We start from the raw sequence: 26,404 nt of genomic DNA on the forward strand, positions 1-26,404 counted from the left end.
CAAAGACCGACACGACGCCGAAACCGGGAGGACACGATGGGCATCTACGACGAGCATCTGGGCCGCAACGCCGCCAATCACCAGCCGTTGACGCCGCTGAGCTACCTGTCCCGCGCGGCCGAGATCCATCCCGACCGCATCGCCATCGTCCACGGCTCGCTGCGCCGGTCCTACCGCGACTTCTACGCCCGCTCGCGCCGGCTCGCCTCGGCGCTGTCGCAGCGCGGCATCGGGCGCGGCGAGACCGTCGCAGTGATGCTCTCCAACACCCCGGCGATGCTCGAAGCCCATCACGGCGTGCCGATGGCGGGGGCGGTCCTGCTCTCGATCAACACCCGGCTCGACGCCGACATCATCGCCTTCCAGCTCGACCATGCCGAGGCGAGGCTCGTCATCGTCGACCGGGAATTCTCCGCCGTCATGGCCGAGGCGATCGCAAAGGCCGGCGTCTCGCCGCTCGTCGTCGACTACGACGACCCGGACTTTCCCGCCGAGGCGCCCGCCAGGAAGGGCGACTTCATCGGCAGCCTGGAATACGAGGCGCTTCTCGCCGAGGGCGATCCGGCCTTCGCCTGGCAGATGCCCCGCGACGAGTGGGACGCGATCTCGCTCAACTACACGTCGGGAACCACGGGCAATCCCAAGGGCGTCGTCTACCACCATCGCGGCGCCGCGCTGATGGGCTATGCCAACATCGTCGCCGCCGAGATGACCGGCCATCCGGTCTATCTGTGGACCCTGCCGATGTTCCACTGCAACGGCTGGTGCTTTCCCTGGACGCTGGCGCTACAGGCCGGCACCCATGTGTGCCTCAGATGGGTGCGGGCGAAGGCGATGTACGACGCGATCGCCGAGCACGGCGTCACCCATCTGTGCGGCGCGCCCATCGTGATGGCGGCGCTGATCAATGCCGAGGACAGCGACAAGCGCGACTTCAGCCACACCGTCACCTTCAACACCGCCGCCGCGCCGCCGCCCCAGGCGGTGCTGGCCGGCATGGCCGAGGCCGGCTTCGCCGTCACCCATCTCTACGGCCTGACCGAGACCTACGGCCCCGCCGTGGTCAATGCCTGGAAGGCCCAGTGGAACGACCTCGACGGACCCGGCCGCGCCGCGAGGAAAGCGCGCCAGGGCGTGCGCTATCCGGCGCTCGAGGAACTCGCGGTGATGGACGCCGAGACCATGGAACGGGTGCCGGCGGATGGCGAGACCATCGGCGAGGTCATGTTCCGCGGCAACATCGTCATGCGCGGCTACCTGAAGAACCCCGCCGCCACCGCCGAGGCGTTCCGCGGCGGCTGGTTCCACTCCGGCGATCTCGGCGTCTGCCACGAGGACGGCTACATCGAATTGAAGGACCGGGCGAAGGACATCATCATCTCCGGCGGCGAGAACATCTCCTCCATCGAAGTGGAGAACGCCCTCTACCAGCATCCCGCCGTCCAGACGGCGGCGGTGGTCGCAAGGCCCGACGAGAAATGGGGCGAGGTTCCCCTTGCCTTCGTCGAGCTGAAGCCCGGCCGGCAGGCGAGCGCGGAGGAGCTGATCGCCCACTGCCGCGAGAAGCTCGCAAGGTTCAAATGTCCCAAGGAGATCCGCTTCGCCGAGGTGCCGAAGACGTCGACGGGCAAGATCCAGAAATACGTCCTGAGGAAGATGGTCGACGGCTGAGGCCCAGCCAAAAAAAAGGGCCCTTGCGGACCCCTTGTCGTCACTCCGGACGTGGCTTCTCGCCACGCCCGGCATTGGACCGCGAAACGCTCAGTGCTCGTCGCGCCTGAGCCGTTCGATCTCCTCTTTCAGCCGAAGCTTCTTGAGCTTCATCTCCCTGATCTCCGCATCGCTCATGGCTGGCTTTGAGGCAAAGGCTGCCGTAATCTCCTGGTCGAGGGCAGAATGGCGCTGCTCCAGCGTCGTGATGTGGGTGTTCAAGGACATTGGCATCTCCCTTCGAGAGTTGGGTCCGGCACGCCAGACTTGAGCCGTGACTGAAACCTGGCGAGCGTGTCATAAAAGCTTGGTACTGTCGAACGCGGAAACAAGATTCCGGGACGTCATGTGATTGGCCGGTTTACAAATTGTGACGGTGTGGCAAGAGCTTTCCCGAGGGCGCCGGGTGGCGTCGCGACGAAGTGTCTCGAAAGGAAATCGATGGGGGAACAGGAGCAGGCGGCACTCAGGCTGGAGGTGGCGAGGCTTCGCCAGGATCACGCCGATTTCGATGCGGCCATCGAGGCGATGGAGGCGATGGGCAGCGACCGTCTGCGCGTCCAGCGCATGAAGAAGAAGAAGCTCGCCATCAAGGACAGGCTGCAGGACCTCGAGGACCAGATCATACCGGACATCAGCGCGTGAGCATGGTTTCGACACCCGTCGCGATCATCATGGGCAGCCAGTCCGACTGGCCGGTGATGAAACACGCCGCCGAGACGCTGGACCGCCTCGGCATCGGCCATGCGGCCCGCATCGTCTCGGCCCACCGGACGCCGGAGCGGCTCTACGGCTTCGCCAGGGGGGCGAGGGACGAGGGCTTCAAGGTGATCATCGCCGGTGCCGGCGGGGCCGCCCACCTGCCCGGCATGACGGCGGCGATGACGCCGCTGCCGGTGTTCGGCGTGCCGGTCGAGAGCCGCGCCCTGTCCGGCCAGGACAGCCTGTTGTCGATCGTCCAGATGCCGGCCGGCATCCCGGTCGGAACCCTCGCCATCGGCCGCGCCGGCGCGGTCAACGCCGCGCTTCTGGCTGCCGCCGTCCTCGCTCTGTCGGACGAGGCTCTCGCCGGCCGCCTCGATGCCTGGCGCGAGGCCCAGACCGCCTCGGTGGAAGAAGCGCCGAGGGACGAAGCGTGACCGGCTTTCCGCTTGCCCCCGGCGCCACCATCGGCATCGTCGGCGGTGGCCAGCTCGGCCGCATGCTGGCCATGGCCGCCGCGCGCTTCGGCTACAAGGTGGCGGTGCTCGATCCCGATCCCGCCTGCCCGGCCGCCCAGGTGGCGAGCCGCCTGATCGTCGGGCCCTATGGCGACGAGGCGCTGCTCGCCCAGCTCGCCGCCATCTCCGACGTCGTCACCTTCGAGTTCGAGAACGTCGCGGTGGAGCCGCTGCGCAAGGCGATGGGCGGCACAGAGCTGTCGCCCCCCGCCGAAGCCCTCGAGGTCTCCCAGGACCGGGTGGTCGAGAAGGCGTTTCTCAACGGCATCGGCGTCGCCACCGCCGAGTGGCGGGCGATCGACGCGGCGGACGAGCTCGGCCACGCGCTGCTCGACCTCGGCGGCGACTGCATCCTGAAGACCCGGCGATTCGGCTATGACGGCAAGGGTCAGGCCCGAATCAACGCCGAGACCACCTTCACCGACGCCTTCGAGGAAATCGGCCGCGCCCCGGCGATCCTCGAGAAGCGGGTGCCCTTCGCATTCGAACTCTCGATCATCGCGGCGCGCGGGCGGGACGGCGCCATCGCCGCCTACGACCCGGCGGAGAACGTCCACACCCTCGGCATCCTCAAATCCTCGACGGTCCCCGGCCGCATCACCCCGGACATCGCCGCCGAGGCGCAAGGCGTGGCCGCCAGGATCCTGACCCATCTGAACTATGTCGGCGTCATCGGCGTCGAGTTCTTCGTCGGCAGGGACAGCGCCCTCCTCGTCAACGAGATGGCCCCGCGCGTCCACAATTCCGGCCATTGGACCGAGGCGGCCTGCCTCGCCTCGCAGTTCGAGAATCACGTGCGGGCGATCGCCGGCCTGCCGCTGGCGAGTCCCGAGCGACATTTCGACTGCGTCATGGAAAACCTCATCGGCGACGATGTCGGCCGCTTCGATCAGCTCGTCGCCGAGCCGCGCAGCATCCTGCATCTCTACGGCAAGGCCGAGACCCGCCGCGGCCGCAAGATGGGCCACATCACCCGCGTCACGCCCCGCACCGACGGGGCCTGACGCCCCGCAAATCGCCGGACGGGAGATTGACATCAATCCGTCTTCTGGCTATCTGGCAACCATCATCCCGGCGCACCCGTCATGGTGCGCTTTTTCTCATGCGGCGGAGCGGAAGGATCCGATCGTCGCGACGATCGATCCGGTGAAGTCATGAAGATCAAGAACTCCCTGAAGTCCCTCAAGGGCCGTCACCGCGCCAACCGCATGGTTCGCCGCAAGGGGCGCATCTACATCATCAACAAGGAAGCGCCGCGCTTCAAGGCCCGCCAGGGCTGAGGCGCTCGCCCGGCCGCGGCTGGGCGCGCATCCTTTCGCAAGTTTCGAAAACCCGCTCCCGGGGCATCTCCGGGGCGGGTTTTTGCGTTGTCCGCTTCACGACATCGTCAAATTGACAGCCTTGCGACGATGAGGGAGTCTCCGGCCATGCGGATCCTGACCTTCTTTCTCTGCGCCCTCCCCTTCGCCCTCGGCCTGCCGACGGTCTCGGCAGCCCAGGACACGGCACCGCCCCCCACGGTCGCGCCTCCCGAAGGCGGCATCGCGCCCGCGCCGGGCGGCGACAATCCGCCGATGCCGGGGGGCGAGAACTCGCCCATGATCGTGCCGCCGCCGGACGAGGCCCCCCAGAGCCCGCCCGATGCCTTCGGCAGCGCCCCGCCCGTGGACGACGACGCGGCCGAGATCGTCCCGCCGAACGATCCGGCGACGCAGCAGGCGGACGGCCGACCGGACGAAACCCGCGAGGAAAAGATCGACCGGCTGTTCTCCGAGCTTCGCAAGCAGCCGGACGGCACCAAGGCGGCCCGCATCGCGGCGCGCATCGAGCGCGAGTGGCGGCGGTCCGGCAGCGCCACCATCGACCTCCTGATGCAGCGCGCGGCGAAAGCCATGGGCCAGAAGGACAATGTCGCCGCGATGGACGTGCTCGACCAGACGCTGGTCCTCGATCCCGATTATGCGGAAGCCTGGAACCGCCGGGCGACGCTGAATTTCTCCATGGACCGCTGGGGCAAGTCCCTCGCCGACATCGAGCAGACCCTCGGCCGCGAACCGCGCCACTGGGGCGCGTTGATGGGGCTCGGCATGATTCTCGAACGCCTCGACGAGAAGCAGAAGGCGCTGGAGACCTATCTGAACGTCCTCGCGGTCTATCCGGCGCTGAAATCCGCCCAGGATGCCGCGGGACGCCTGTCCGAGGAGCTGACCGGCCCGGTGATCTGAACCCGGCGGTGCTTGAACGGCAAGCCCTCGGCGCCTTCCGAGGACCGGAGCCGACGGTATGCCACCCACGCCGCGCCGGCATCACGGCGTCCGAGGCGCGGCTGTCAGGGCGGCCCGGCAGCGGCCTGCCATCCTCATTCCATCGACATCGGCATGGCATCCACCGCGTCGTCCGGGCGCCGGCATCTGCGCCCGCACGACTATTTTGGCGACCAACGAGCGTTAATGTTCTGGTAAGGAACACGTCGGAACGATCCGATCGTCTTTCGATTGCCCTCCATGAGTAACGCCCGGCGCGATCGGCGCGGCGTTGCAGAAACAAACGGAGGAACATCTATGAAAAAGACGATTCTCGCCACGACCATTCTCGCCTTCACCGCTGCTCCGGCGCTTGCGCAGTCGGGCAATACCGGTTCCGATGCGGCGAACACCAACCAGTCGAACATGAGCGATCAGTCGACGACGTCCGGCCAGGGCACCGGTGGCCAGGCCGCCATCACCACCGAGGACATGGTGGCCTCGCAGAAGAAGGTGCTCGATGCGCTGAAGACCGCCGGATACGAAGACGCCTCGATCATGGATGCCGCCTATCTCGTCCAGGCCACCACGCCGGACGGCGAGCGCGTCGTCATGATGATCGACACCAGCGGCCGCGTCATGGGCGCCCAGCGCCAGGGTGGCCAGGGCAGCCAGTCCGGCCAGCCGGGCACGTCCGGCCAGTCGGGCCAGTCCGGTCAGTCGGAATCCAACGCCTCCTCCGGCAACGGTTCCGACGACGACACGAACGACGGCTCCGACAGCGATACGTCTTCGCAGTAAGCTTCGGACAGCCTGCAGCCTCGGGGCCATGGCAAGGCCTGCCCGAGACCGCTGCCGGACTTTTCCGGCCCACCAACCATGCCGATCCGTAACGCCCGGTGCGCCCCCGCGCCGGGCGTTCGCATGTCCGCCCGATCGCGTGGATGCCTTGCCCGCAGACCGCCATATTGTCGCCCGCCCGCCGCTCGCTGACGGTTTTGGCACCGCCGGCACCCGATCCGGACAAGCCCCTGATAAGACTGAGCACTTTCCGCGGAGACCGAGCCGCCGCGCCGCCGTACCGGCACATCTTCCCGGTTCGAGACTCGACAGCACTGCCATAATTGCCTAATGACATGCCATGATCTTCACAGCATGCAGAGTTTTTCACCGGATCGGAAATCCGAACAGGGGGCTGTTGGTTTGAGTCAAACGGACGCGCTCACGGTTCGCAATCTCTTCAAGGTGTTTGGGGACCGGCCGCAGGACGCGATCGAACTCTATCGGTCGGGCAAGGACAAGGACAAGATATTCGCCGAGACGGGGATGATGCTTGGCGTTTCGGACGCGAGCTTCTCCGTCAGGGAGGGCGAGATCTTCGTCGTCATGGGCCTCTCCGGCTCCGGCAAGTCGACCCTCGTCAGGATGCTGAACCGCCTGATCACGCCGTCGGCCGGCGAGATCGTCGTGAAGGACGCCGACATCGCCAAGATGTCCGAGAAGGAGCTCATGGAGTTCCGGCGCCAGCACGTGTCGATGGTGTTCCAGTCCTTCGCGCTCCTGCCGCATCTGACCGTCCTGCAGAACGCCGCCTTCGGGCTCGAGCTGTCCGGCGTCGACGTGCCGACCCGCGAGAAGCGGGCTCGCGAGGCGCTGGAGCAGGTGGGTCTCGGCCCCTACGGCCATTCCTATCCGAACGAGCTTTCCGGCGGCATGCAGCAGCGCGTCGGGCTGGCCCGGGCGCTCGCCAACGATCCTTCGCTCCTCCTGATGGACGAAGCCTTCAGCGCCCTCGATCCGCTGATCCGCACCGAGATGCAGGACGAGCTGCTGGCCCTCCAGGCCGAGCAGCGCCGCACCATCGTCTTCATCTCCCACGATCTCGACGAGGCCATGCGCATCGGCGACCGGATCGCCATCATGGAGGGCGGCCGCGTCGTCCAGGTCGGAACGCCGGACGAGATCCTCAACAACCCCGCCGACGACTATGTCCGCTCCTTCTTCCGGGGCGTCGACGTCACCAACGTCCTCAGCGCCCGCGACGTGGCGGCGAAGAGGCAGGTGACGATCTTCGAGGGCGGCGACAATCTGCGCGGCGCCCTGCAGCGGATCGCCGAGGCCGATCGGGACTACGCTTACGTCGTCGACAGCCGGCAGCAGTTTCAGGGCGTGGTCTCCGCCGCCTCCCTCGAGGCGGCCCTGCGCGAAAAGCGCCCGAGCATGAAGAGCGCTTTCCTGCCCGACGTCGCGCCGCTTCAAGGCGACGCCAAGCTCGGCGAGATCATCAGCCGCGTCGCCGAGGCCCGCTGCGGCCTGCCGGTCGTCGACGGCGACGGCCGCTATCTCGGCGTCGTCTCGCGCGGCCGGCTCCTGCAGGCGATGAACCGCGCGGAGAGCGCCCCATGACCGAACAGATTTTGACGGAACAGACTTCGACGATGCCGCCCGAGGCGGCGAGCCAGAACGGCGAGACGCTCCTCGCCCAGAGTTCCAACCCCTGGGCGACCGGCCCCGCACCATCGGCCAACGACACGGCGGAAACGCCCGCCGCCGCCGACGCAGCTCCCGACGCCCCGAGCGCGGCCTCCAATCCCTGGGGCACGCCGTCCTCCGGTGGCACGCCGTCCTCCGGGGGCGCCGACGCGGCTGGCAGCGCCGCGCCGCCGGCCGGCAGCGACGCCGCCGCGACGCCGGACTGGCTGTCCAACGCCGCCCCGGCGCCGGAGCAGCATTTCGACTTCCTCCACCCCTTCGACCATTCGGTCATTCCGCTGCAGACATGGGTCGAGCACTTCCTCGACTGGGTGGTCTCCAACTTCCGGCCGATCTTCCAGGCGATCCGCTGGCCGATCGACAGCGTCCTGTCCGGCGTCGATTCGATCCTCCTCGGCACGCCCTCGCTGGTGATGCTGGCCTTCATCGGCCTCCTCGCCTGGCAGCTGGCCGGCCCGCGCCTCGCCGTCGGCGCCGTCCTCGCCATGACCTTCGTCGGCCTCATCGGCGCGTGGACCGAGGCCATGGTGACACTGTCGCTGGTCATCACCGCGGTGTTCTTCTGCGCCGTCGTCGGCCTGCCGCTCGGCATCTGGATCGCCCGCAACGACCGCGTCGCCGGCTTCGTGCGCCCGGTGCTCGACGCCATGCAGACGACGCCCGCCTTCGTCTATCTGGTGCCGATCGTCATGCTGTTCGGCATCGGCAACGTGCCCGGCGTCGTCGTCACCATCATCTTCGCCCTGCCGCCGCTGGTGCGGCTCACCAATCTCGGCATCCGCCAGGTGCCGCCGGACCTGATCGAGGCGGCCCGCGCCTTCGGCGCCTCGAACCGCCAGCTCCTCTACAAGGTGCAGCTGCCGATCGCCATGCCGACCATCATGGCTGGCCTCAACCAGACCCTGATGCTGGCTTTGTCCATGGTGGTGATCGCCTCGATGATCGCCGTCGGCGGCCTCGGCCAGATGGTGCTGCGCGGCATCGGCCGGCTCGACATGGGCCTCGCCACGGTCGGCGGCGTCGGCATCGTCATCCTGGCGATCATCATCGACCGGATGACCCAGTCGCTCGGCGTCTCGCGGCGCGACCGCGGCAACGTCGCCTGGTACGCGACGGGACCCATCGGCCTCGTCACAAGGCTGCGCAGCCGCAGCGTTGAGGTCGAAAAGTCTGCAGGAAGGCCGAAGGCGGCCTGACTGTCCATCGCGGGCGGGCGCCTCTAGCCGGCCTGCATCTCAGGGCACGCAGCCTCGGCTCGCGTGCCACCATCGACCCCCAGATCAGACAGGAGATCGAGCATGACCAAACCGATCCGAAAAAGCGCACTCCGGGCGCTCGCAGCGTCGGCCGGCATCGCCGCGATTCTTGCCACCGGTGCCGCCACCGCCCAGGACATGCCGGGCGAAGGCATCACCGTCACCCCGCTGAAGTCGTCGCTCGCCGGCGAGACCTTCCAGACCATGCTGGTCATGAAGGGGCTCGAGGAGCTCGGCTATACGGTCAACGACATCAAGGAACTGGAATACGCCACGGCCTATGTCGCCGTTGCCAATGGCGACGGCACCTTCCTCGCCGACAGCTGGGATCCCCTGCACGAGGACTTCTTCCAGGAGGCCGGCGGCACGGACAAGCTGTTCCGTGAGGGCGTCTATTCCGACAACGCGCTCCAGGGCTACCTGATCGACAAGAAGACGGCCGAAGCGCACGACATCACCAATCTCGGCCAGCTCAAGGATCCCGAGATCGCCAAGCTGTTCGACACCAATGGCGACGGCAAGGCGGATCTGACCGGCTGCACCCCCGGCTGGGGCTGCGAGAAGGTGATCGAGCATCAGCTGGATGCCTTCGAGCTGCGCGATACCGTGACCCACAACCAGGGTTCCTATTCGGCGATCATCGCCGACACCATCTCGCGCTACAGGGACGGCCAGCCGATCCTCTACTACACCTGGACGCCCTACTGGGTCTCCGGCGTGCTGGTTCCGGGCGAGGACACCGTCTGGCTGAACGTTCCGAAGTCGGCCCTGCCCGGCTCGCGCAGCGGCGTCGACACCGCCCTGCCGGACGGCTCGAACTACGGCTTCGAGGTCAACGTTCAGAAGATCGCCGCCAACAAGGAATTCACCGACGCCAATCCGGCGGCGGCCAAGCTGTTCTCGATCATGAAGCTGCCGGCCAACGACATCAGCGCCGAGAACCTGCTGATCCAGAACGGCGAGGATTCCGAAGCCGACATCGAGCGTCACGCCGACGCCTGGATCCAGGGCCACCAGGACACCTGGAACAAGTGGATCGAGGAAGCCCGCGCCGCCGCCGACGGCGACAGCGCCGCGGCCGAGTGATCCGACCTTCCATCGCAACGCAAGAACGGGCGGCCTTCGGGCCGCCCGTTTTCGTTTAAGTCCAACGGTTCGTTGCCTTGGGGCGGGAGGCGCGGCGCAGATATGATCTCGACGCTCTGTCTCGCCGCTCACCCCGCCGCGGTATCGTCCTGCCCGCCGCTCTTCTGCAGCGGCGTGAAGCGGGCCGACTGCGAGCCCGCCCCTTCAGCCATCAAACCGCCGACAGCCCGTCCGAGCCGATATAGGCGATGCGCAGCATGTTGGTGGCGCCGGGGGTGCGCAGCGGCACGCCGGCGGTGACGATGATGCGCTCGCCCGCCCGGGCGTATTTCTGCTCGACGGCGATCCGGCAGGCCCGGTCGACCATGTCGTCGAGGCTCTGGGCGTCCTCGGTCACCACGCAGTGCAGCCCCCAGACCAGCGACAGGCGCCTTGCGGTGGCGAGCACCGGCGACAGCGCGACGATCGGGATCTGCGGCCGCTCGCGGGCGGTGCGAAGCCCGGTCGTGCCGGTCGCCGTGTAGGTGACGATCGCCGCCACGCCGATCGTCTCGGCCATCTGCCGCGCCGCCAGCGAGACCGCGTCCGCGCCGGTCGGCTCGGGCTCGGGGCGCTGGGCGAAGATGATGCCCGGATAGAGCGGGTCCTTCTCGACGCACTGGGCGATGCGGTCCATCGTCGACACCGCCTCGACGGGATAGTCGCCCGCCGCCGATTCGGCCGACAGCATGATCGCGTCGGCGCCCTCGTAGACGGCGATCGACACGTCGGAGACCTCGGCTCTGGTCGGCACCGGCGCGGTGATCATCGATTCCAGCATCTGCGTCGCGACGACCACCGGCTTGCCGGCCTTGCGGCAGGCCCGGGTGATGCGCTTCTGGATGCCCGGCACCGCCTCGAGCGGCAGTTCGACGCCGAGATCGCCGCGCGCCACCATGATGGCGTCGGAGAGTTCGATGATCTCGTCGAGCCGTTCGACGGCCTGGGGCTTCTCGATCTTCGACAACAGGAAGGCCCGGCCGCGGGCGATCTTGCGCGCCTCGGCGAGATCGTCGGGCCGCTGGATGAAGGACAGCGCCACCCAGTCGACGTTCTCCGCGAGGACCGCGTCGAGGTCCGCCCGGTCCTTCTCGGTCAAAGCGCCGGTCGCCAGCGTCGTGTCCGGCAGGGACACGCCCTTGCGGTCGGAGATCTTGTCGCCGGCCACCACCTTGCAGGCGATGTGATGGGCGTCGGTCGAGATGCATTCGAGCTGCAGCCGCCCGTCGTCGATCAGCAGCCGGTGGCCGACCTCGACCGCCTCGAGAATCTCGGGATGCGGCAGCTGGACGCGGGTGTCGTCGCCGGGCGCCGGATTGTCGTCGAGGGTGAAGGTCTGGCCGAGCTTCAGCGAGACCTTGCCGTCGGCGAACTTGCCGACCCGGAGCTTCGGCCCCTGCAGGTCGGCGAGGATGCCGATCGGCCGGCCGACGTCGGACTCGACCTTGCGGATGCGCTGGACCAATTCGCGCATCAGCGGGTGGTCGGCGTGGCTCATGTTGATGCGGAAGACGTCTGCGCCCGCCTCGTGCAGCTTGCGGATCATCTCTTCCGACGAAGAGGCAGGTCCCAACGTCGCGAGGATCTTGACCCTACGGTTGCGTCTCATTCGTTCCCCGATTCGTTTCGTGGCGCTTCGGTGAGCTGTACCATCCAGCTCGCCTGTTCGCCGGTGTCGTACTCCCGGAAACCCATGCGCTGATAGCCGCGCTTCAGGCAGTCCTGGCGTCCGGTGATCTTGAATTCGTTTTCGGCGATGCAGAGGTTGATCTGTCCCGCCCAGCGGCTGCGGCCGTCGGCGTCCTCGGCATAAACGTAGTAATAGCGCGAGGCGAGCGGCCCCTCGATGATCGACTTGCACGTCGTCGCCGGTATGCGCCACCAGCCCTCCGTCGTCCAGCCGGCTTCCGTACGGTAGCCGATGGCGACGCCGACCAGCGACTGCGTGCCGTTGCAGACCCTGAAGTCGGCCCTGGCGCTGACGGCGGTCAACGGTGCGCCGAGCACGAAGGCGCCAGCGGCCATGAGGACCAGGCGAAGGGGTTTCGGCATCGCCTGGAACACGCCTACGAGCTTCATATTGGACTTCCTGAAATCAATCGACTTTCGAATCCGCAGTGTTCGCGTTGCCTCGGGCGGTGTCAACGACCAGGGGGCGTATCGCGCGCCCCGTATCATCATTCGATGACGTTCCTGCGGCGCGCCGCGGCCGGGCAAGGGCGATGCCGAGGAGAATCAGGCAGCCGCCGGCGATCTGCGCCAGTCCCGGCCGCTCGCCCGCGAACAGCCAGCCGAACAGCGCCGCCGCCACCGCCTCGACGAAGATCACCAGCGACGAGAAGGATGCCGATAGCACGCCGAGCGCCACCGACAGAAGCCCCTGGCCGCCGGCATGGCTGACGAGCCCCAGGGCGGCGAGGTTGAGCCCGCCCGCCGCCGATGCCGGCAGCAGCGCCTCGCCCGAGAGAATCGCGACGGGCAACAGGATCGCCGTCGTCACGAGGCTCGAGAACAGCGTCGTCGCGCCAGCGCCCAGCGCCGCCCTCGCCCGCCTGACGGCGAGGAAATAGAGGCCGAAGAACAGCGAGGTGACGAGGCCGTAGAGGTCGCCGAGCGGCGAGCCCTCGCCGTTGCCGGAATGGAGGATCAGCAGCGCCGCTCCCGGCACGCAGACCGCGAGGCCGAGAAACGTCGTCCGCGACACCGTCTCGCCGATCGTCACCCGCGACAGCAGCGCCACCCAGAGCGGCGCGAGGCAGGCGAAGAACGTCGCATTGGCGATCGTCGTGTGCATGATCGCCAGATGCCAGAAGGCGAGGTCGCCGGCGAAGAACAGGCCCGCCAGAGCGACCACCCGCGGATCGACGCGATCGAGCGGCTTGTCCGGGCTGCTGCGGCCCCGCCTGCCGCGCCTCTCGATCCCGGCCCACAGGGCGAGCAGCGGGAGCGCGGTGAACACCCGCCAGAAGGCGCTGGCAAAGGGGCCGACCTCGGCATTCCGGACGAAGACCGGGGAGATCGCCATCGCCGCCGCACCGAGGACGAGCAGCGCCAGCGCGCCGCCGGCCGTCAGGGCGGCAGCCGCCGTCGCCGTTCCCGTCACGGGCACGACCGGTGCCTGCGCGCTCACGACGGCAGCGCCGCCGAGGGGCGCATCGCCGGGTGAGGCAGGAGCCGGCGAGGCGTCGGGGGACGTCGGCAAGGCTTCATCCATCGGAACGGGACACGGCAGAAACCTGACAGGGGGCGATATCTTGCGGCGGGAGCGTCTCCGGACGAGCGCGGCCCCGCCTTGCCTGAAGCGCGGCACGCCGCCCGAGCACCGCGACCATCACCGGCCGGACGCGCCGCCGCAAGAGCGGTTCGCCGCGATCCGATCGACGGGGCCGGAGCCCGGATCGCGTTGGAGCGGGATGAGATCGGCTGCGATCGACACCCCGCTCCATCTTATGTTGCTGCATGATCTTTCCCGAAAACCGGTTGCCGCTTTTCGCGATCATGCTGGAGCGGCGAGGAAGCCGACTGGCGAACCGGCATCCCGGCGGGATCCTTCGGACGTCGCAAGATGGGCAGGTCGGCACCGGACGACGACGATCCGGACGAGCGGTCGCCCGCGTCCGGATCGTGTTCGGGCCCCTCTGGGGACGGGCCTACTGCAGATACTTGATCGGATCGACCGGCGTCGAGTTCTTGCGGACCTCGAAATGCAGCTGCGGGATTTCGGTGTCGCCGCTCATGCCGGACTGGGCGATCACCTGGCCGCGCCGCACGTCGTCGCCCTTCTTGACGGACAGCTTGTCGGCGTGGCCGTAGACCGTCACGAGGCCGTTGTCGTGCTTGACGAGGACGGTGTTGCCGAATTCCTTGAGGCCGTCGCCGGCATAGATGACGACGCCGTTCTCGGCGGCCTTGACCGGCGTGCCGCGGGGCACCGAGATGTTGACGCCGTCGTTGCGTCGGCCGTCGACCTTCTCGCCGTAGCGGTTGATGACGCGGCCCTGCACCGGCCAGCGGAACTGGTCGATGCCGGTGGAGTTCGGCGCGACCGCCGCCACCTGCTCCTGGACTTCCTGCTTGACCGAGCCGGTCGCGGTGGTGTCGAGGGCCGGCGCCGGGGTGGCGATCCGGCCGCTCTTGGCTGCGACGTCCGACTTCGCCGGCGTCTGGACCTCGGCCACCTTCGCCGGCGCTCGCGTCCTCGCCGCAGGAGCGTCCGCCACCTGCGTCGTCTCGGCCGGCTTTGCGGCGGGCATCCTGCCGCCGGCCGGGATCATCAGCGTCTGGCCGAGCCGAATCGTGTCGGAATCGAGATTGTTCGCCTGGCGGATCGCGTCGGCCGACACGCCGGCCTTGCGGGCGATCCCGTTCAGCGTGTCGCCGGAGGCGACGGTGACGTTCCCGGCCGCACCGCGCCCGGTCTCCTGGCGCGCCGGGGGGGTGGCGCGGGACTCGTTGGACGGACGCGACTGCGGCGTCGCGATCTGGGCGGCCTGCTGCTGCAGGGTGGTCGGCGGCGCGCCGCGGCTCGCCGGGGCGGGCGAACGGTCATCGCTGCCGCGCGCCTCCGGCTGGCGCATGTCGCTCGTCTGCGCGGAGCGGACCGGCTCCGAGCGCATGTCGCTGGTCTGGCGGCTCCGGTAGTCCGAGCCCTGGCTCCGGTAGGTCGGCTCGGACGGCGGCGGCAGCTGGCCGCGCTGCATCGTCCCGGAGGACGGATAGGCGGAGGGCTGCGGACCACCGAGATAGCCGCCACCGGCCGGAGCGATGGCTCCGGTCGTGGTGCCGTCGACGGCGCCGGGATAGGGCTGGCTCTGGGGCGACGGCTGCACGGGCACGGTCTGCGGTACGGCTCCGGTGTAGAAGCCGTCGTCGAACCGCGCGACGTCACCGCTGCAGCCGGCAAGCAGGCCCGCCATGGAGAGCGCGGCGACGGAACCGAACATGCCTCGGTGCAAGCGACTCAACACGGGTAAGCGCATCACAGTTCCTTCGGTAGGCAATGGATTCTTCGAGGAACATTGAAGCGCGTTAATCTTACTACCCGGTTAAGTCTCCTGCCAGAAAGGCGAATTCTGCCGAGGGAAGTTCTCCTCGCGGCATTTCGGCTACAGGACGTCGGCCTTGCCGAAGGCGATCGGCTGGTAGCGCACCGGGCCGAGATCCTCGCGTTCGAAGCGGCTGCCGACCTTGCGCAGGCGGACCAGCATCTGTTCGCCGTCGCCCGGGCCGATGGCACAGATCAGCGAGGCATGGACGCCGAGCTGCTCGAGGAACTGCTTGGGAGGGGCGGGGAAGGCAGTGTGGATGACGATGCGATGGTAGGGGCTGCCGCTCGCAAATCCGTCCCGGCCATCCTCGAAGATCGGCGTGACGTTGCTGATGCCGAGATCGCGAAAGCGCTGGGCGGCGGCCTTCAGCAGCCGGCGATAGCGCTCGAAGGTGGTGACGTGGCCGACGATCCGGGCGAGCAGCGCGGTGACGTAGCCGCTGCCGGTGCCGATCTCGAGGATCCGCTGCTCGGGCTCGGGCTCCAGCGCGGCCACGATGCGCACCGCCGCCAGCGCGCCGGGCATCGTCTCGCCACAGGCGATCGGCGCCGTGCGATCCTCATAAGGATCGTCGATGCCGGCCGGCAGGAACAGCCGCCGCGGCACGCTTTCCACGGCGTTGAACACGGCAGGCGCCAGATGCGGCTCCCCCCGCAGCCTGACGAGGAACTCCGCGAGCCGTTCGCGATCGGGATCCGGCGTCATCTGAGCGCGTCGGCGAGTTGTCCGCGCAGGCTTTCCGCTGTCAGGTCGAGCTGCAGCGGCGTGACGGAGATCATCCCGGCCTGCAGGGCGGCGATGTCGGATTCCGCGACGTCCGGCCCGACCTGTCGCCCGAACTTCAGCCAGAAATACGGGAAGCCGCGGCCGTCCCGTCGCTCCTCGATGCCGAGCGAATAGTCGAGCTTGCCCTGCCGCGTCACCGCGATCCCGGCGACGGCATCGGCCTCGACGGCGGGGAAGTTGACGTTGAGGAGATGGCCCGGCGGCAGGGGAAAGCCCGCCAGCTTCTCGATCACCGCCGGCGCATGCGCCTCGGCGGTGTTCCACAGCGCCTCCCGGTCGCTGCCGGGGGCAAAGGCCTGGCTGAGGGCGATCGAGCGGATGCCGAGCATCATGCCCTCCATCGCGCCGGCGACGGTGCCCGAATAGCTCACGTCCTCGCAGATGTTCTGCCCGGCATTGATGCCGGACAGGACGAGATCCGGCAGGCCGTCCATCACCTTGCGCACCGCCATGATGACGCAGTCCGTCGGCGTGCCGCGGACCGCGAAGCGCTTGTCGCCGAGCCTGCGCAGCCGGAGCGGCGAGGACAGCGTCAGCGAGTGCGACAGGCCGCTCTGGTCGGTCTCCGGCGCGACCGTCCAGACGTCGTCCGACATTGCATGGGCGACCCGTTCCAGGACGGCGAGGCCGTCCGCATCGATGCCGTCGTCATTGGTGATCAGGATGCGCATGGGTCAGGTCGCCGCGATGGTTTCGATCCCGCCCATATAGGGCCGCAGCGCCTCCGGCACGGTGATCGAGCCGTCGGCGTTCTGGTAGTTCTCCATCACCGCGATGAGCGCCCGGCCGAGCGCCACGCCCGAGCCGTTCAGCGTATGGACGAAACGCTGGGCCTTCTCGCCGGCGATCTTGTAGCGGGCGTTCATCCGCCGGGCCTGGAAGTCGCCGCAGACCGAGCAGCTGGAGATCTCCCGATAGGTACCCTGCCCCGGCAGCCAGACCTCGATGTCGTAGGTCTTGCGGGCACCGAAGCCCATGTCGCCGGTGCACAGCGTCACCACGCGGTAGGCGAGGCCGAGACGTTTCAGCACCTCCTCGGCGCAGGCCGTCATCCGTTCGAGCTCGGCGATCGAGCTCTCCTCGTCGGTGATCGACACCAGCTCGACCTTGTAGAACTGGTGCTGGCGCAGCATGCCGCGCTGGTCGCGGCCGGCGGCCCCCGCCTCGGAGCGGAAGCAGGGCGTCAGCGCGGTGACGCGGATCGGCAGTTCGGCGGCGTCGAGGGTGCGCTCGCGCACAAGGTTGGTGAGCGGCACTTCGGCCGTCGGCACCAGCCAGCGGCCTTCGTTGGTGTGGAACAGATCCTCGGAGAACTTCGGCAGCTGGCCGGTGCCGAACAGCGCCTCGTCGCGCACCAAGAGCGGCACGGCGGTCTCGCTGTAGCCGTGTTCGCCGGTGTGGAGGTCGAGCATGAACTGGCCGAGCGCCCGCTCGAGCCGCGCCAGCTGGCCCTTGAGAATGGTGAACCGCGCGCCCGAAATCTTCGCCGCCTGCTCGAACTCCATCATGCCGAGGGCTTCGCCGAGCTCGAAATGCTCCTTGGCGTCGTTCATCCGGGGCGGCTCGCCGACCCGCCGGATCTCGACGTTGCCGGCCTCGTCCTCGCCCACCGGCACGTCGTCCAGCGGCACGTTCGGAATGCGCGCGAGCACGTCCTCGAGGTCGGCGTCGATCCGCCGCTCGGTCTCCTCGCCCTCCTGGATTTCGGCCTTCAGCGTGCCGACCTCCTCGATCAGCGCGTCGGCGCGGGCGTTGTCGCCCGATCCCTTGGCCTTGCCGATTTCCTTGGAGGCCTCGTTCCGGCGGTTCTGCAGATCCTGGAGGATCTTCAGGTGGTCGCGCCGGCGTTCGTCGAGCTTGATGATGTCCATCGCCGCCGCCGGAGCGCCGCGCTTGGCCAGCGCCGCGTCGAACTTGGCGGGGTTGTCCCTGATCCACTTGATATCGAGCATCGTTCCCTCGTCGTCGGCGGCGAGGGAGATCGGGCCGGGCAAGCCATGGTCAGGCTTGCGTCGGGGCCTCGCTCTCGGGCGTCTGCTCCGCCCGCTTCTTCTCGATCATCCGCGCCGCCAGAATGGAAATCTCGTAGAGAATGATCGTCGGCAGGGCAAGACCGATCTGGGACATCGGGTCCGGCGGCGTCAGGATCGCGGCGGCGATGAAGGCCATGACGATCGCGTATTTGCGCTTTGCGGCAAGGCCCAGCGAGGACGTCATGCCAGCCCGCACCATCAGCGTCGCGACCACCGGCAGCTGGAAGACCAGCCCGAAGGCGAAGATCAGCGTCATGATCAGCGACAGGTATTCCGACACCCGCGGCAGCAGCTCGATGCTCGCCTCGCCGCCGCCGCCGGTCTGCTGCATCGACAGGAAGAACCACATCACCATCGGGGTGAAGAAGTAGTAGACCAGCGACGCACCGAGCAGGAACAGCCCCGGCGTGGCCACCAGATAGGGCAGGAAGGCGCCGCGCTCGTTGCGGTACAGCCCCGGCGCCACGAAGCGGTAGATCTGCGTGGCGATCACCGGGAAGGCCAGGAAGAGGCCGCCGAAGGCCGCGATCTTCACCTGGGTGAAGAAGAACTCCTGCGGCGCCGTGTAGATCAGCCGCACCTGGTCCCCCCGCAACCCGGCCCAGTCGGTCGCCGTCTGGTAGGGAATGACGAGGAAATTGAAGATCGGCTTGGCGAAGTAGAAGCAGATCAGGAAGGCGATGAAGAAGCCGACGATCGACCAGATCAGTCGCTTGCGCAGCTCCACCAGATGTTCGATCAGCGGCGCCGATGACGCCTCGATGTCGTCGTCGCGAGTCTTCACGCTACGTCCCTCGCCTTCTCGGCGCTGTCGCGACTGCCATCTTGGGAGGACTGGGGCTCGGAAGACCGGGCCTCGGAGGACTGGGACGCTGATGTGCCGGTGCCCGGATCAGCGATCTCGCCGCCCGAAGCTCCGGCCTTCGCCTGCGCCCCGTTCCTGCCCGTCTCGCCGCCCGTCGCGGCAGGCGCGCCGGCCTCGACGGCTGCGGTCTTGGCCGGCTCGCCCTCGGGCACCGGCGCATCGTCGCGGGACGGCACGCGGGGCGCCGGAGACGCGGTGGCGCTGTTCAGCGACGAGCGGATGTCGTCGCCGATCGCCTTCATCGGGTTCATCGCTTCGCGGATCGAATTGCGCGGATCGAGGGACCGGACGTCGTCGATGCCCTTGCGGACCTCGTCGAGCTCGGCCTCCTTCAGCGCATCGTCGAACTGCCGACGGAAATCCCCGGCCATCGCCCGCATCTGCCGCGTGACGCGGCCGAAGGTGCGCAGCATTCCGGGCAGATCCTTCGGCCCGACGACGACCACGAGGACCACCGCGATCACCAAGAGTTCGGACCAGCCGAGATCGAACAGCACTACTCAACTGCCTGGGGACGTCGTTCGCCGCGGGGCGTTACGACTTCGAGGAAAAATCCGCCGCTGCGTCCGCAGCGGCGCCACCCGTCCAAGTTCGGCTCAACCAACCGTCTTTTCGGTCTTGACGTCGCGCGAGACCACGTCGCCGTCGTGGGCGTCGAGCGAGCGGCGCTCGGCGGTCTTCGCCTCGCTCTCCTCGTCGGACATGCCCTTCTTGAAGCTCTTGATGCCCTTCGCGACGTCACCCATCAGCTCGGGGATCTTGCCACGACCGAACAGGAGCAGCACGACGGCCAGAACGATGAGCCAGTGCCAAATGCTGAAGCTACCCATACCCTTGTCTCCCTCGAGCGCGTTGATCGCATCTCACGTAGCTAGCGATCGTCGTTCGTCTTTTCAAACACGATAACGTCCTGCGGATCAATGGATACGACGACGTCCCGCTGATTTTCCGGTACGAGGCCCGCCCGCATCCGGGAGCGGAGCGGCTGGTCGAGCCCTTCGACCGCGACGGTCATCAGGTCGACGCCGCCGAGAAACCGCCGCGCGACGATGCGGCCATGGACGCCGCTGTCGCGCTCGTTGAGCCGCAGTCCGCTCAATCGCAATGCCACGGTGACGGGACTACCGTCCGATGATGGCGAATCCGCGACGGGACCGAGCGGCGTCACCACCCGGCCGCCCCGCACCTCGCCCGCTATCACGTTGAGTTCGGAGAAGAATCCGGCGGCGAAGAGATTGGCCGGCCGGCCGTAGAGTTCGGCCCCCGTGCCGATCTGGACCAGCCTGCCGTCCTTGATCAGCGCGATGCGATCGCCGAGGCGCATCGCCTCCTCGGCATCGTGTGTCACGATGATCGCGGTGGCGCGGGCCTCCCTCAGGATCTGCAGCGTATCCGTCCGCACCACGTCCTTCAGCCGGCTGTCGAGGCCCGAGAACGGCTCGTCCATCAGGAGCACCGACGGGCGCGGCGTCAGCGCCCGCGCCAGCGCCACGCGCTGCTGCTCGCCGCCCGACAGCATGTGCGGATAGTTGTCGGCGGCATGGTCGAGACCCACCCGGCCGAGCGCCGCCATCGCCTCGCGTTTCGCCGCCGCCGCCTTCAGGGCGCTGAGGCCGAAGCGGACATTGTCGAGGATGGTCATGTGGGGAAACAGGGCGAAGTCCTGGAACATCAGCCCGACGCCACGCTTTTCCGGCGTCACGAAGGTGTTCGGCCCGCAGATCTCGCGGCCGCCGAGAAGCAGCCGGCCCGAGGTCGGCCGCTCGATCCCCGCCGCGATTCGCAGCAGCGTCGTCTTGCCGGATCCGGACGGGCCGAGCAGGCAGAGCACCTCGCCCGGCTGGGCCTCGATGCTGATGTCGCGCAGGATTTCCGTCGAGCCGACCCGGTGGCCGACATTCTCGAAGGCGAGGCTGGCGGCAATGCTCACGCCGGCGCTGGTGCGGGTCCGCACCGCCTCGGCCGGCTGCAATTCTGGAAGGGGGGTTACGCGCACGCCTCGCCCGATGGCTGGACCGTTCCCGATGCGGTCCGCTTGCCAACGCGAGTCGCGATCGTCCCGGTGGATGAAACCGGCGCTCGCCGCCCCCTGCCCTGCCGGGACCGGGGGACGATCCGCCGCTGCCCCCTTTGCCTAGCGGCTCGCCAGCATCGGTGCAACTGCCGCCGGCGAGCGCTCAGCCGACCCGGGCCATCAACGCGTCGTATTCGGCGCGGAGACCGTCCGTCGATGTGTCGTGTGACCGCGCGATGACCGCCTCGCAGGCCTCGGCCCGGCGCCTGGCGTCGCCGCTGAGCGGCTGCGCGGCGCTGGCGACCCGGCGCATCTCCGCCATGTCGCCGTTGCAATGGAGGACGACGTCGCAGCCGGCCATCAGGGCGGCGGCCGACAGGTCGTAGAGATCGCCGGACAGCGCCTTCATCGACATGTCGTCGCTCATCAGCAGCCCGTCGAAGCCGATCTCCGTCCGGATGACCGAATCGATGACGATCTTCGACAGGGTCGCCGGATGGCGGGGATCGATGTCGGTGTAGAGGATGTGCGCGGTCATCGCCGCCGGCAGCGTGTGGAGCGCCCGGAAGGGGGCGAAGTCGGTGCGGGCGAGTTCGGCGCGGGGCGCGTCCACCCGAGGCAGTTCGTGATGGCTGTCGGCGTTGCCCCGGCCATGGCCCGGCACGTGCTTCATCACCGGCAGGACACCGCCCGCCATCGCCCCGTCGGCGACGGCCCGGCCAAGGGTCGCGACGGTGTCGGCGTCGAGCCCGTAGGCGCGGTCGCCGATCACCGAATGGGCGCCCGCGACGGGCACGTCGAGGCAGGGCACGCAGTCGGCGTTGATGCCATAGGCCATGACGTCGGCGGCGAGCAGCCGGCCCTGCAGCCAGGCGGCACGCTCGCCGGCCCTGCGGTCGGCGGCGAACAGCTCACCGATCGCCGCCGGCGCCGGATAGGCGGGTGCCAGCGGCGGGCGGAGGCGATTGATTCGGCCGCCCTCCTGGTCGATGAAGATCGGCGTCGTCGCCCGCCCGCCGATCTCCTTCAGCGAAGCGACGAGATCGGCCACCTGCCGCCCGGACTGGATGTTGCGGGCAAACAGGATGAAGCCCCAGGGCCGCTCGTCGGCAAAGAAGCGGCGCTCGTCTTGGGAGAGGGTCAGGCCGGCAGGCGCGGCGATCCAGGCTTTCGAACCAGTCATCCTCGGTCTCGTCTCGTGATCATCCGCGCCGGAGTGAGCGTCGGAAAGGGGGCCGCCGGACGGAAGATCGCTTCCATCCGCCGGTGTCTCGCCATGTCGGGAAAAAGGCCACCCGCCGTCTGCGGCGAGACGGCCGAGCAGCGTTGCGCCGCCGAGGCCTAGCGCGACACGAAGCAGCTGCCGCCGGCGGATTTCAGGTCGCCGCAAAGCTGTGCGCCTTCCGTCTTGGATTCCACCGGAACGCGGACCCGGTAATAGGTGCCCTTGCCGGGAATGTCGGCCGACTGGATGACGACGTTGCGGCCGGCGATGACGCCGCTGTAGCGCTGGCCGAGATTGCGTGAGGAGGCTTCGGCGGATTCGCGCGAGGGCTGCGACGAGATCTGGACGTAATAGCCCTCATGCGTCGGAGCAGCGGCAGCCGGCTGCGCCTGCGTATCGGCCGGCTGAGGCTGGACCGGCTGGATCTGGGCCTGGCTCGGCTGTGCCTCCAGCGCCGCCGTCTGGATGTCGTCGGGACGGCCTTGCGTCGCGGGCGCCGGAGACGCCGCAACCGGCCGGGCGGTCTCGCTGCGGGTCGAACCCGGCCTCAGCGTCGGCACCGGGATGTTCGGCGCCGGCACGCCGACGATGTCCTGATCGGCCGCTGCCGGGATCTCGCCGGCCACCCCGGCCGCTGCTTCCCCGCCCGCCACCTGCGACAGGTCGACCGGCCGGGATGCCGCGTCGATGAGCGGGCCGCGGCCGCGCGGATCCTCGGCCGCCTCGCCCGATCCCCCGTCGCCGACGACGAGGGTTCCGTCGGCGCGCACCGAATAGGTCCGGGCGCGCCGCGGCGACAGCACCGCGATCGGCGACGCCTCGCTGTAGACGTCGGCCGCCTGGGCGGTCTCTGCCGGCCGCTCGGCGGCATTGGCCGAGCCGATGCCGATCTCGACGCCGGGAAGGTCGGACAGGTCGGCGCTTTCCGTCGGCAGGTCCATCGGCACCTCCTGGGCGCTGACCAGCTGCTTCTGCTCCGGCGTCACGATCGCATCGCCGCTCTCGACCCGGCTGTAGACCATCTGATTCTGGTTGGGCACCTCGCGGCCACCCGGATTCTCCGGCTTCACCTTCACCGGATCGGGATCGGCCCGCACGATCAGCACGGATCCGTCGTCGACGACGCCCGAGCCTGAGCCGAGGAACACATAGGCACCGCCCGCGGCGAGCATCAGCGCGATGGCGCCGAGCCCCGCCCCGACGAAGCTGCTGCGGCCGCCAAGGCTCGCCGCCGCGACGGCGGCCTTCGGGCGGACTGCCCGCATGTCGTCGTCGTCGGCATAGGGAGAGCCGGGCTGGTTCGCGCCTTCGGCGCCGAAGCCGGACGGCCACTGCGCCCCGTCGAAGGACGGGTCGCCCGCGACCTGTTCCTCGACCTTGGCGGCCTGCGGCGCCTCCTGCTTGATGGCCGCGAGTTCGCTGGCGATCAGCTCGTCGAAGTCGTCGAAGATCTGCGATTCGGCACTGGTCTCGTCGGCCGCCAGCTGGCGGTCCGGCGCGAAGGCCTCGGTGTGATGGATCGTCGCCTGGCGCGGATTGGCCGGCTCGGACAGGCCGCGCAGCGCCTGCTCGAATCCCTGGTCGAAGCCGGCGGCCGTGGCGCCCGCGCTCGCCGCTGCCGGCGGCGCCGCCTTGACCGCCGCCGCCGGCTTGGCGGTCACGGCGGGCTTGGCGGTCACGGCGGGCTGCACAGCGCGCGGTGCCGCGGCCGGTGCCGGTGCCGGGCCTTTCTGGCCGATCCGGCTGGCAAAGGAGGAGACGACCAGCCCCGCCGCCGCTGCGGCAGGCGCGGCTGCGACAGGTGCTTGTGCGGCAGGCGCGGCAGGCGCGGGTGCGGGTTGCGGTGAAGCAGTCTCAGCCGGGGCCTTGGCCGGGGCTACCTGAGCCGGGGCCTTGGCCGGGGCTGCGGCGGCCTTCGCCGGGACGGCGCTCGCGGCAGGACGCTCGGCCGCGGGCGCTGCGACGCTCGCCGGCTCATGCCGCGGCGCAGGGCCGACCGGCGCGGCGGCGGCAGTCGGGGCGGCAACCGGGCCGACGGTGTCGTCGAGAGCCGCGTCGCCGAAATCGGAAGCCGCCAGATCCAGCGCGTCGGCCAGTTCCTGGCTGAGCGCCGCGCTTATCGCGCCTTCGTCGAAGGCGCTCTCGAAGCCGTCGTCGTCGACGTCCGTCTCGGCGGCAACGCCAGCGGCTGGCTGGCTGGGCTCCTGCGCCACGGCGGCAACCGGAGCGTGATGGGCGGCAACCGGAGCCTGATGAACATGTGCTGGGGGCGCGGCGACGGCCGGTTCGGCAACAGGAGGCGCGACGGGCGCGGCGGCGGCCTGCGCCTCCGCCTTCATCGGCGCCTCGAGAATGCGCGCCAGCTCTTCGAACGGGTCATCGAGTTCGGCATCGAACGCCTGACCGCCCTTGCGGGCGGAACCGTTGAGGTCCCCCATCGACATGAAAATCCCCGCTCAATCCCCGCGTGAAGGCCCCATCCCTCACAAATCCGATGGCTAGGCGAGGAAATTGGCCAAAGCGTGATGCCCTAGCGCATTTCGTCCGGCGCGTCGGCGCCGATCAGATCCAGACCGATGAAGAGGACGGTCGCGACCGCTTTGACGAGTCCTAGCCTCGCAACCGACAGTCTTGGCTCAGCTTGGTTAACAAACCGTAAGTCGGGCAAGTCTTTGCCGCGATTGTACTGGGCGTGGAAGGCGGCGGCGAGATCATTGAGATAGAAGGCCAGCCGGTGCGGTTCCTTGGCATCCGCCGCCTGGCCGATGAGCCGCGGAAATTCCGCGAGCTTGCGGATCAGCCCGATCTCGCCGACATCGGCGAGACCGTCGAGCATGGCGGCATCGGCGCCGGCATAGTCCGGGACCGCGATGTTCACTTCGCCCGCCTGGCGGAAGATCGCGGCGGCGCGGGCATGGGCGTACTGGACGTAGAAGACCGGGTTGTCCTTGGACTGCTCGGTCACCTTCTTGAAGTCGAAGTCCAGCGGCGCGTCGCTCTTGCGATAGAGCATCATGAAGCGCACCGGGTCCCGCCCGACCTCCTCGACCACCTCGGCCAGCGTGACGAAGTCGCCGGAGCGCTTCGACATCTTCACCGGCTCGCCGTCGCGGTAGAGCTTGACGAGGTTGCACAGGACGCAGTCGGCCCGTGCCGCGCCGCCCGAAATCGCCTTGGCGACGGCCTCCAGCCGTTTCACATAGCCGCCATGGTCGGCGCCGAGGACATAGACCATCTCGGAGAAGCCGCGCTCGTACTTGTCGCGGAAATAGGCGACGTCGGCGGCGAAATAGGTATAGGCGCCGCTGGACTTCACCAGCGGCCGGTCCTGGTCGTCGCCGACCTCGGTGGAGCGCAGGAGCGTCTGCTCGCGGTCCTCCCAGTCCTCGGGAAGCTGGCCCTTCGGCGGCGGCAGAGTGCCCTGGTAGATGAAGCCCTTGTCCCTGAGATCGGCGATCGCCTCGGCGATCTTGCCGCCGTCCCCGGCATGCAGCGTGCGCTCGGAGAAGAACACGTCATGCTCGACGCCGAGCGTCTTCAGGTCGTCGCGGATCATCGCCATCATGGCGTCGATCGCCCGGTCCTTGACCACCGGCAGCCATTCGGCCTCGTCCTGGCGAAGCAGCGCATCGCCGAATTCCTCCGCCAGCGCCGCGCCCACCGGCTTCAGATAGTCGCCGGGATAGAGGCCCGCCGGAATCTCGCCGATCTCCTGCCCCAGCGCCTCGCGGTAGCGCAGAAAGGCCGAGCGGGCGAGAACGTTCACCTGCTCGCCGGCGTCGTTGATGTAATATTCCTTGGTGACGTCGTCGCCGGCAAAGGCGGCCAGCCGGGCGATCACGTCGCCGACGACGGCGCCCCGCGTATGGCCGACATGCATCGGCCCGGTCGGATTGGCCGAGACATATTCGACATTGACCTTGCGGCCCGTCGCGGCGCCCCGGCCATACTGCCTGCCGGCGCCAAGAAGCGCGGCGAGATGCCCCGTCCAGAAGGTCCGCTCGAGGGTGAGGTTGATGAAGCCCGGCCCGGCGATGGCGACGCTGGCGACGTCCGGATCCGCGCCGAGGCTCGCGGCGATCTGTTCGGCGAGGTCGCGCGGCTTCATGCCGAGGCTCTTCGACAGCACCATCGCGGCATTGGTGGCGAGATCGCCATGGGCGGCGTCGCGCGGCGGCTCGACTGTCAGGCGGGACAGGTCGATGTCGGCGCCCGCCGGCAGGAGCGGCTCCACCGCCCGCTTCACGCGGTTCTCGAAGTCGGCAAAGACGTTCATCGACCAATCCTCTCAACGGCCTGCCGGGCTGTCTGCGCCGGATCGCCGCAGCAGGCGCCGCCCTCGCCCGTCGGCGCGGCACCGGCGAAGAGCGTCGAGCGATGCCGCCA

25 protein-coding genes are annotated in these 26,404 nt (G+C 68.7%); 10 read left to right on the top strand and 15 right to left on the bottom strand.

Translation table 11 applies throughout. The features are described 5' to 3' along the window. Nucleotides 1-36: 36 nt before the first annotated feature. Nucleotides 37-1,671 (top strand): acyl-CoA synthetase, encoded by a 1,635-nt coding sequence (locus ATO4_RS04610; protein WP_083590246.1) that lies wholly within the window; start codon nucleotides 37-39, stop codon nucleotides 1,669-1,671. A gap of 90 nt (nucleotides 1,672-1,761) precedes the next feature. Here ATO4_RS04610 and ATO4_RS04615 read toward each other — a convergent pair whose 3' ends face one another. Beyond that, the gene (locus ATO4_RS04615) at nucleotides 1,762-1,938 is read right to left on the bottom strand and encodes a YdcH family protein (RefSeq protein WP_083590247.1); all 177 of its coding nucleotides are present in this window, start codon (nucleotides 1,936-1,938) and stop codon (nucleotides 1,762-1,764) included. A 213-nt stretch (nucleotides 1,939-2,151) separates the two neighbouring features. Here ATO4_RS04615 and ATO4_RS04620 point away from each other — a divergent pair, with 213 nt between their 5' ends. The 9 genes from ATO4_RS04620 (at nucleotide 2,152) to proX (ending at nucleotide 10,008) form a co-directional block, all read left to right on the top strand. Then, nucleotides 2,152-2,355: a DUF465 domain-containing protein gene (locus tag ATO4_RS04620; protein WP_083590248.1), complete on the top strand. Its 204-nt coding sequence runs from the start codon at nucleotides 2,152-2,154 to the stop codon at nucleotides 2,353-2,355. Nucleotides 2,356-2,357: 2 nt separating this feature from the next. Then, nucleotides 2,358-2,849, top strand: coding sequence for a 5-(carboxyamino)imidazole ribonucleotide mutase (purE, locus tag ATO4_RS04625; RefSeq protein WP_083590249.1), 492 nt, complete (start codon nucleotides 2,358-2,360; stop codon nucleotides 2,847-2,849). Continuing rightward, on the top strand, nucleotides 2,846-3,934 hold the full coding sequence (locus tag ATO4_RS04630; RefSeq protein WP_280940478.1) for a 5-(carboxyamino)imidazole ribonucleotide synthase: 1,089 nt from the start codon (nucleotides 2,846-2,848) through the stop codon (nucleotides 3,932-3,934). The genes purE and ATO4_RS04630 overlap by 4 nt, the downstream gene beginning before the upstream one ends. Nucleotides 3,935-4,084: 150 nt before the next feature. Then, entirely contained in the window at nucleotides 4,085-4,210 is a 126-nt protein-coding gene (ykgO, locus tag ATO4_RS04635) for a type B 50S ribosomal protein L36 (protein WP_083590251.1), read from the top strand. A gap of 147 nt (nucleotides 4,211-4,357) precedes the next feature. Continuing rightward, entirely contained in the window at nucleotides 4,358-5,155 is a 798-nt protein-coding gene (locus tag ATO4_RS04640; RefSeq protein ID WP_139802256.1) for a hypothetical protein, read from the top strand. 336 nt (nucleotides 5,156-5,491) lie between these two features. Then, entirely contained in the window at nucleotides 5,492-5,974 is a 483-nt protein-coding gene (locus ATO4_RS04645) for a hypothetical protein (RefSeq protein WP_083590252.1), read from the top strand. Nucleotides 5,975-6,376: 402 nt separating this feature from the next. Further along, the gene (gene proV, locus ATO4_RS04650) at nucleotides 6,377-7,579 is read left to right on the top strand and encodes a glycine betaine/L-proline ABC transporter ATP-binding protein ProV (protein WP_245308571.1); all 1,203 of its coding nucleotides are present in this window, start codon (nucleotides 6,377-6,379) and stop codon (nucleotides 7,577-7,579) included. After that, nucleotides 7,576-8,862, top strand: coding sequence for a glycine betaine/L-proline ABC transporter permease ProW (gene proW, locus ATO4_RS04655; RefSeq protein WP_083590254.1), 1,287 nt, complete (start codon nucleotides 7,576-7,578; stop codon nucleotides 8,860-8,862). The genes proV and proW overlap by 4 nt, the downstream gene beginning before the upstream one ends. 102 nt (nucleotides 8,863-8,964) lie before the next feature. Beyond that, nucleotides 8,965-10,008 carry a glycine betaine/L-proline ABC transporter substrate-binding protein ProX gene (gene proX, locus ATO4_RS04660; protein WP_083590255.1) on the top strand — a complete coding sequence of 348 codons (1,044 nt, stop codon included), beginning with the start codon at nucleotides 8,965-8,967 and terminating at the stop codon, nucleotides 10,006-10,008. 211 nt (nucleotides 10,009-10,219) lie between these two features. Here proX and pyk read toward each other — a convergent pair whose 3' ends face one another. From pyk to argS, 14 genes are all read right to left on the bottom strand, one after another. Then, nucleotides 10,220-11,656, bottom strand: a complete 1,437-nt coding sequence (gene pyk / locus ATO4_RS04665) for a pyruvate kinase (RefSeq protein WP_083590256.1) — start codon at nucleotides 11,654-11,656, stop codon at nucleotides 10,220-10,222. Continuing rightward, on the bottom strand, nucleotides 11,653-12,072 hold the full coding sequence (locus tag ATO4_RS04670) for a DUF1036 domain-containing protein (protein WP_083590372.1): 420 nt from the start codon (nucleotides 12,070-12,072) through the stop codon (nucleotides 11,653-11,655). The genes pyk and ATO4_RS04670 overlap by 4 nt, the downstream gene beginning before the upstream one ends. A gap of 70 nt (nucleotides 12,073-12,142) precedes the next feature. Next, on the bottom strand, nucleotides 12,143-13,249 hold the full coding sequence (locus ATO4_RS04675) for a DMT family transporter (RefSeq protein WP_245308572.1): 1,107 nt from the start codon (nucleotides 13,247-13,249) through the stop codon (nucleotides 12,143-12,145). Between the two features lie 448 nt (nucleotides 13,250-13,697). After that, on the bottom strand, nucleotides 13,698-14,990 hold the full coding sequence (locus ATO4_RS04680; RefSeq protein WP_176222860.1) for a peptidoglycan DD-metalloendopeptidase family protein: 1,293 nt from the start codon (nucleotides 14,988-14,990) through the stop codon (nucleotides 13,698-13,700). 162 nt (nucleotides 14,991-15,152) lie between these two features. Beyond that, a complete protein-coding gene (locus ATO4_RS04685) occupies nucleotides 15,153-15,800 on the bottom strand; it encodes a protein-L-isoaspartate(D-aspartate) O-methyltransferase (RefSeq protein ID WP_083590259.1) in 648 nt (215 codons plus the stop codon). Then, complete coding sequence (gene surE / locus ATO4_RS04690) at nucleotides 15,797-16,552, bottom strand: 5'/3'-nucleotidase SurE (RefSeq protein ID WP_083590260.1); 756 nt, start codon at nucleotides 16,550-16,552, stop codon at nucleotides 15,797-15,799. The genes ATO4_RS04685 and surE overlap by 4 nt, the downstream gene beginning before the upstream one ends. Nucleotides 16,553-16,555: 3 nt before the next feature. Further along, the gene (gene serS / locus ATO4_RS04695; protein ID WP_083590373.1) at nucleotides 16,556-17,833 is read right to left on the bottom strand and encodes a serine--tRNA ligase; all 1,278 of its coding nucleotides are present in this window, start codon (nucleotides 17,831-17,833) and stop codon (nucleotides 16,556-16,558) included. 49 nt (nucleotides 17,834-17,882) lie between these two features. Next, nucleotides 17,883-18,698 carry a twin-arginine translocase subunit TatC gene (tatC, locus tag ATO4_RS04700; protein WP_083590261.1) on the bottom strand — a complete coding sequence of 272 codons (816 nt, stop codon included), beginning with the start codon at nucleotides 18,696-18,698 and terminating at the stop codon, nucleotides 17,883-17,885. Beyond that, nucleotides 18,695-19,273, bottom strand: a complete 579-nt coding sequence (gene tatB / locus ATO4_RS04705) for a Sec-independent protein translocase protein TatB (RefSeq protein ID WP_083590374.1) — start codon at nucleotides 19,271-19,273, stop codon at nucleotides 18,695-18,697. The genes tatC and tatB overlap by 4 nt, the downstream gene beginning before the upstream one ends. 102 nt (nucleotides 19,274-19,375) lie before the next feature. Then, nucleotides 19,376-19,609, bottom strand: coding sequence for a twin-arginine translocase TatA/TatE family subunit (locus ATO4_RS04710; RefSeq protein WP_083590262.1), 234 nt, complete (start codon nucleotides 19,607-19,609; stop codon nucleotides 19,376-19,378). A 41-nt stretch (nucleotides 19,610-19,650) separates the two neighbouring features. Continuing rightward, complete coding sequence (locus ATO4_RS04715) at nucleotides 19,651-20,775, bottom strand: ABC transporter ATP-binding protein (protein ID WP_245308573.1); 1,125 nt, start codon at nucleotides 20,773-20,775, stop codon at nucleotides 19,651-19,653. A gap of 181 nt (nucleotides 20,776-20,956) precedes the next feature. Beyond that, on the bottom strand, nucleotides 20,957-21,976 hold the full coding sequence (nagZ, locus tag ATO4_RS04720) for a beta-N-acetylhexosaminidase (protein ID WP_083590264.1): 1,020 nt from the start codon (nucleotides 21,974-21,976) through the stop codon (nucleotides 20,957-20,959). 158 nt (nucleotides 21,977-22,134) lie between these two features. Next, entirely contained in the window at nucleotides 22,135-24,456 is a 2,322-nt protein-coding gene (locus ATO4_RS27615; RefSeq protein ID WP_210191022.1) for an SPOR domain-containing protein, read from the bottom strand. A 92-nt stretch (nucleotides 24,457-24,548) separates the two neighbouring features. Further along, the gene (gene argS, locus ATO4_RS04735; RefSeq protein WP_083590267.1) at nucleotides 24,549-26,294 is read right to left on the bottom strand and encodes an arginine--tRNA ligase; all 1,746 of its coding nucleotides are present in this window, start codon (nucleotides 26,292-26,294) and stop codon (nucleotides 24,549-24,551) included. Nucleotides 26,295-26,404: the final 110 nt, after the last annotated feature.

This window comes from Aurantimonas sp. 22II-16-19i, from assembly GCF_002088275.1.
In the GTDB taxonomy this organism is placed as follows: domain Bacteria; phylum Pseudomonadota; class Alphaproteobacteria; order Rhizobiales; family Rhizobiaceae; genus Jiella.

Bases quoted from the DNA above. Each gene is read 5' to 3' on its own strand.
- ATO4_RS04610 (WP_083590246.1), top strand. From the start codon at position 37: ATGGGCATCTACGACGAGCATCTGGGCCGCAACGCCGCCAATCACCAG.
- ATO4_RS04615 (WP_083590247.1), bottom strand. From the start codon at position 1,938: ATGTCCTTGAACACCCACATCACGACGCTGGAGCAGCGCCATTCTGCC.
- ATO4_RS04620 (WP_083590248.1), top strand. From the start codon at position 2,152: ATGGGGGAACAGGAGCAGGCGGCACTCAGGCTGGAGGTGGCGAGGCTT.
- purE (WP_083590249.1), top strand. From the start codon at position 2,358: ATGGTTTCGACACCCGTCGCGATCATCATGGGCAGCCAGTCCGACTGG.
- ykgO (WP_083590251.1), top strand. From the start codon at position 4,085: ATGAAGATCAAGAACTCCCTGAAGTCCCTCAAGGGCCGTCACCGCGCC.
- ATO4_RS04640 (WP_139802256.1), top strand. From the start codon at position 4,358: ATGCGGATCCTGACCTTCTTTCTCTGCGCCCTCCCCTTCGCCCTCGGC.
- ATO4_RS04645 (WP_083590252.1), top strand. From the start codon at position 5,492: ATGAAAAAGACGATTCTCGCCACGACCATTCTCGCCTTCACCGCTGCT.
- proW (WP_083590254.1), top strand. From the start codon at position 7,576: ATGACCGAACAGATTTTGACGGAACAGACTTCGACGATGCCGCCCGAG.
- proX (WP_083590255.1), top strand. From the start codon at position 8,965: ATGACCAAACCGATCCGAAAAAGCGCACTCCGGGCGCTCGCAGCGTCG.
- pyk (WP_083590256.1), bottom strand. From the start codon at position 11,656: ATGAGACGCAACCGTAGGGTCAAGATCCTCGCGACGTTGGGACCTGCC.
- ATO4_RS04670 (WP_083590372.1), bottom strand. From the start codon at position 12,072: ATGGCCGCTGGCGCCTTCGTGCTCGGCGCACCGTTGACCGCCGTCAGC.
- ATO4_RS04680 (WP_176222860.1), bottom strand. From the start codon at position 14,990: ATGTTCGGTTCCGTCGCCGCGCTCTCCATGGCGGGCCTGCTTGCCGGC.
- ATO4_RS04685 (WP_083590259.1), bottom strand. From the start codon at position 15,800: ATGACGCCGGATCCCGATCGCGAACGGCTCGCGGAGTTCCTCGTCAGG.
- surE (WP_083590260.1), bottom strand. From the start codon at position 16,552: ATGCGCATCCTGATCACCAATGACGACGGCATCGATGCGGACGGCCTC.
- serS (WP_083590373.1), bottom strand. From the start codon at position 17,833: ATGCTCGATATCAAGTGGATCAGGGACAACCCCGCCAAGTTCGACGCG.
- ATO4_RS04710 (WP_083590262.1), bottom strand. From the start codon at position 19,609: ATGGGTAGCTTCAGCATTTGGCACTGGCTCATCGTTCTGGCCGTCGTG.
- nagZ (WP_083590264.1), bottom strand. From the start codon at position 21,976: ATGACTGGTTCGAAAGCCTGGATCGCCGCGCCTGCCGGCCTGACCCTC.
- ATO4_RS27615 (WP_210191022.1), bottom strand. From the start codon at position 24,456: ATGGGGGACCTCAACGGTTCCGCCCGCAAGGGCGGTCAGGCGTTCGAT.
- argS (WP_083590267.1), bottom strand. From the start codon at position 26,294: ATGAACGTCTTTGCCGACTTCGAGAACCGCGTGAAGCGGGCGGTGGAG.